Source organism: Hydrogenophaga sp. 70-12, from assembly GCF_001897365.1.
GTDB lineage: Bacteria > Pseudomonadota > Gammaproteobacteria > Burkholderiales > Burkholderiaceae_C > Hydrogenophaga > Hydrogenophaga borbori.
In genome coordinates, this window is sequence record NZ_MKSS01000046.1 from 1 (window position 1) to 3,461 (window position 3,461).

The following is a 3,461-nucleotide window of genomic DNA, read 5'->3' on the forward strand; positions in this document are numbered from 1 at the left end:
CTGCGCTGAGCGCCCGCGCGGCTTTTCACGCAGCCTTCGGCTTTCGCCAAACGCGAAAGCGGCCTCACGCGCAGGCCATTGCCGCGCGCCGGCGGCCCTTCCTACACTGCCCGCGAACCGCAACCCACACACGCCGCCGCCCCCGGCGGCGCAGGAGACAAGATGAAGATCGCCCGCGTCTGGGCCACGCCGCTGAACCTGCCCGTCACCGTGCCGGCCAGCGGCGGCACCAAGACCACCAGCCTGTCCGTCTGCCTGGTGTCCATCGAGACCGATACCGGCCTGGTCGGCACCGGCATGACCGCCATCACCGAAGAAGAGGTGATCGGCAGCATCGTCAATGACATCGCGGCCCACCACCTGGTGGGCCAGGACCCGATGCGCCACGAGCAGATCTGGGAGCGCCTGTACTGGCTGCTCACGCCGCGCGGGCAGTCGGGCTACGCCAGCCACGCCATCGCCGCCATCGACCTCGCGCTCTGGGACATCAAGGGGCAGGCCCTGGGCGAGCCTTGCTGGCGCCTGCTGGGCGGCGCGCGCGCCGAGGTGCCCGTGTACGCCACCTTCGGCTTCGCCTTCTTCGAGCGCGACGAGCTCGCCGCCGCCGCCAGGGACTGGGTGGCGCGCGGCTTCACCCGCCTGAAGATGACCGTGGGCCACCACGCGCTGGCGCGCCGCGACGAGCCGCGCCCGCTGGACGCGGTGATCGCCGAGGACGTGCAGCGCATCCGTGCCGTGCGCGAGGCCGTGGGCCCCGACGTGCAGATCTACATCGACGCCAACTGCAGCCTGGACTACTTCCACGCCCTGAAGCTGGCCAAGCAGGTCGAGCCTTACGACATCAGCTTCTTCGAGGAGCCGGTGACGCACAACGACATCCCCAACCTGCAGAAGCTGCGCGCCAAGACCAGCATCCCCCTGGCCGCCGGGCAGAACGAGGGCCTGGCCACGCGCTTTCGCGACCTGCTGGTGGCGCAGGCGGTGGACGTGGTGCAGCCCAACGCCTGCATCAGCGGCGGCTTCACCCAGTGCGGGCGCATCGCGGGCATGGCCGCCGCCTTCAACACGCGCTTCGCCAACGGCGGCGCCTGGCCGCACCACAACATGCACCTGCACGCGGGCCTGGCCAACGGCTCGCTGGTCGAGTACCACTCGGTGGCCGTGCAGTGCTGCGAGCTGGTCTTCGATGACCTGCCCAAGCCCGAGCGCGGCGTGCTGCGCCTGCCCGAGGCACCGGGCCTGGGCTTCAAGCCCCACCCCGATCGCCTGGCGGAACTCGCCAAGCGGCCCGGCTCGCGCGGCGCCGGCAAGGCCTGAACGATTTTCCCCGCGACACAAACACAGGAGACAGACATGCACAAGCACGACACCCCTTCGCCCCACCCCGGCCGCCGCGCGCTGATCGCCGGGCTGCTGGCCGCCTTCGCCGCCACCGGCGTGACCACCAGCGCCTCGGCGCAGCAGAACTGGCCGCAGCGCCCGGTGCGCCTGGTGGTGGGCTACTCGGCCGGCGGTGGCGTGGACGCCGTGGCGCGCCTGGTCGCGCCGCGCCTGTCCGAGCTGCTGGGCCAGCAGGTGGTGGTGGACAACCGCACCGGCGCGGCCGGCCTCATCGCCGGCGACACCGTGGCGCGCGCCGCGCCCGACGGCTACACGCTGATGCTGGGCGACAGCTCGCTGCTGATCGCCCAGTACCTGCAGCCGAAGATGAGCTTCGACCCGGTCAAGGCCTTCACGCCGGTGGCGAGCCTGTTCACGCTGCCGCTGGTGATCGTCACCGCCAACGACTTCCCGGCCAAGACGCCGGCCGAGTTCGTGTCCCTGCTGAAGAAGAACCCCGGCCGCTACTCCTTCGCCACCTCGGGCGTGGGCACGGTGCACCACCTGGGCTTCGAGATGCTCAAGGGCCAGACCGGCGCCTACGTGGTGCACATCCCTTACCGCGGCGCGGCGCAGATCGTGCCCGACGTGATGAGCGGCCAGGTGCCGATCGGCGTGGTGAGCGCGGCCTCGGCCATCGCCCAGGCGCGCGCCGGCAAGCTGCGCGCGCTGGCGGTCATGAACCCGGTGAAGCTGCAGGGCGGCGAAGACATCGCCCCGCTGTCCGACGCCCTGCCCGGCTTCTCGGCCGTGCCGCGCCTGTACGTGCTGGCCCCCGCGGGCACGCCCGCGCCCATCGTGGAGCGGCTGAGCGATTCGCTGCGCAAGGTCATGGACGCGCCGGACATCGCGCAGGCGGCCGCCGCGCAGGGCGCCGTGCCGGCCTACATGCCGGCCGGGCCGCTGGCCGCCGACATCGCGCGCGAGTCCGCCGCCTGGGGCAAGGTCATCCGCGAGCAGAAGATCAGCAACCAGTGAGCCTGGACCGGGCCCGGCTCAGCGGCAGGGCTCGGGCTCGGGCAATTCGCGGCAGCGCTGGAAGGCCTCGGGCTTGAGGCCGCCGCCCACCAGGCGGTAGGCGTCGAAGCAGGCCTGGCTGGCCGCGTAGCGGTGCCAGGCCGCCTCGCAGGCGCTGGTGCCCGGCGGCAAGGGCGCGTCGGCCGGCACGGCGCTGGCCCGGTAGCGCTCGGGGATGTCCACCGCCTGGCTGTAGTGCACGTAGCCGTCGCGGTCGACCCAGCGCCAGATCTCCGCTGCTGCGGCGCACCAGGGCAGCAGCGCGGCGGCCAGCGCGAGGGCGGGGAGCGGGAGGCGGCGCATGGACATGGCAGTGGCCAGTATCCGCCCGCTTCCCCGGGGTGTGTCAACCCGCCCCGGGCGCCCTTCTGAAAATGTTTCAATCCGCGCCAGCGCGCTTTCACGCGCGCCGGGCGGGGCGGCTGGCTACCATCGCGGCCAGCCCGCCGCCCCCACCGACAACGAGGAGACCCGCCCATGACCGTGATCACCAACATCGAAGACCTGCGCGTGCTGGCGCAAAAGCGCGTGCCGCGCATGTTCTACGACTACGCCGATTCCGGTTCCTGGACCGAAGGCTCCTACCGCGCCAACGAGGCCGACTTCCAGAAGATCAAGCTGCGCCAGCGCGTGGCGGTGAACATGGAGAACCGCAGCACGCGCACCACCCTGGTGGGCCAGTCCGCCGCCATGCCGCTGGCCATCGCGCCCACCGGCCTCACGGGCATGCAGCACGCCGACGGCGAGATCCTCGCGGCGCGCGCGGCCAGGAAGTTCGGCATCCCGTTCACCCTGTCCACCATGAGCATCTGCTCCATCGAGGACGTGGCGCAGCACGCGGGCGAGGGCTTCTGGTTCCAGCTCTACGTGATGAAGGACCGCGCCTTCATCGAGCGCCTGATCGACCGCGCCAAGGCCGCGAACTGCGGCGCCCTGGTGCTCACGCTGGACCTGCAGATCATCGGCCAGCGCCACAAGGACCTGAAGAACGGCCTGACCGCGCCGCCGCGCCTGACGCTGCCCAACATCATCAACATCGCCAGCAAGCCGCGCTGGGCCCTGGG

At 71.7% G+C, this 3,461-nt stretch carries 4 protein-coding genes; 3 read left to right on the forward strand and 1 reads right to left on the reverse strand.

The genetic code is table 11. The features are described from left to right. Positions 1 to 162 precede the first annotated feature (162 nt). Together BGO22_RS03470 and BGO22_RS03475 are read left to right on the forward strand one after the other, a co-directional pair. On the forward strand, positions 163 to 1,317 hold the full coding sequence (locus BGO22_RS03470) for a mandelate racemase/muconate lactonizing enzyme family protein (RefSeq protein ID WP_070397400.1): 1,155 nt from the start codon (positions 163 to 165) through the stop codon (positions 1,315 to 1,317). A 36-nt stretch (positions 1,318 to 1,353) separates the two neighbouring features. Beyond that, positions 1,354 to 2,358, forward strand: coding sequence for a Bug family tripartite tricarboxylate transporter substrate binding protein (locus tag BGO22_RS03475; protein ID WP_070397399.1), 1,005 nt, complete (start codon positions 1,354 to 1,356; stop codon positions 2,356 to 2,358). A gap of 18 nt (positions 2,359 to 2,376) precedes the next feature. Here the strand turns inward: BGO22_RS03475 and BGO22_RS03480 are convergent, their stop codons facing one another. After that, positions 2,377 to 2,706, reverse strand: a complete 330-nt coding sequence (locus tag BGO22_RS03480) for a DUF4124 domain-containing protein (protein ID WP_070397398.1) — start codon at positions 2,704 to 2,706, stop codon at positions 2,377 to 2,379. Between the two features lie 168 nt (positions 2,707 to 2,874). On the opposite strand from BGO22_RS03480, the gene BGO22_RS03485 reads away from it, so the two are divergent. Continuing rightward, positions 2,875 to 3,461: alpha-hydroxy acid oxidase (locus BGO22_RS03485; protein ID WP_286848987.1), on the forward strand; the 587-nt coding region annotated here is incomplete at its 3' end.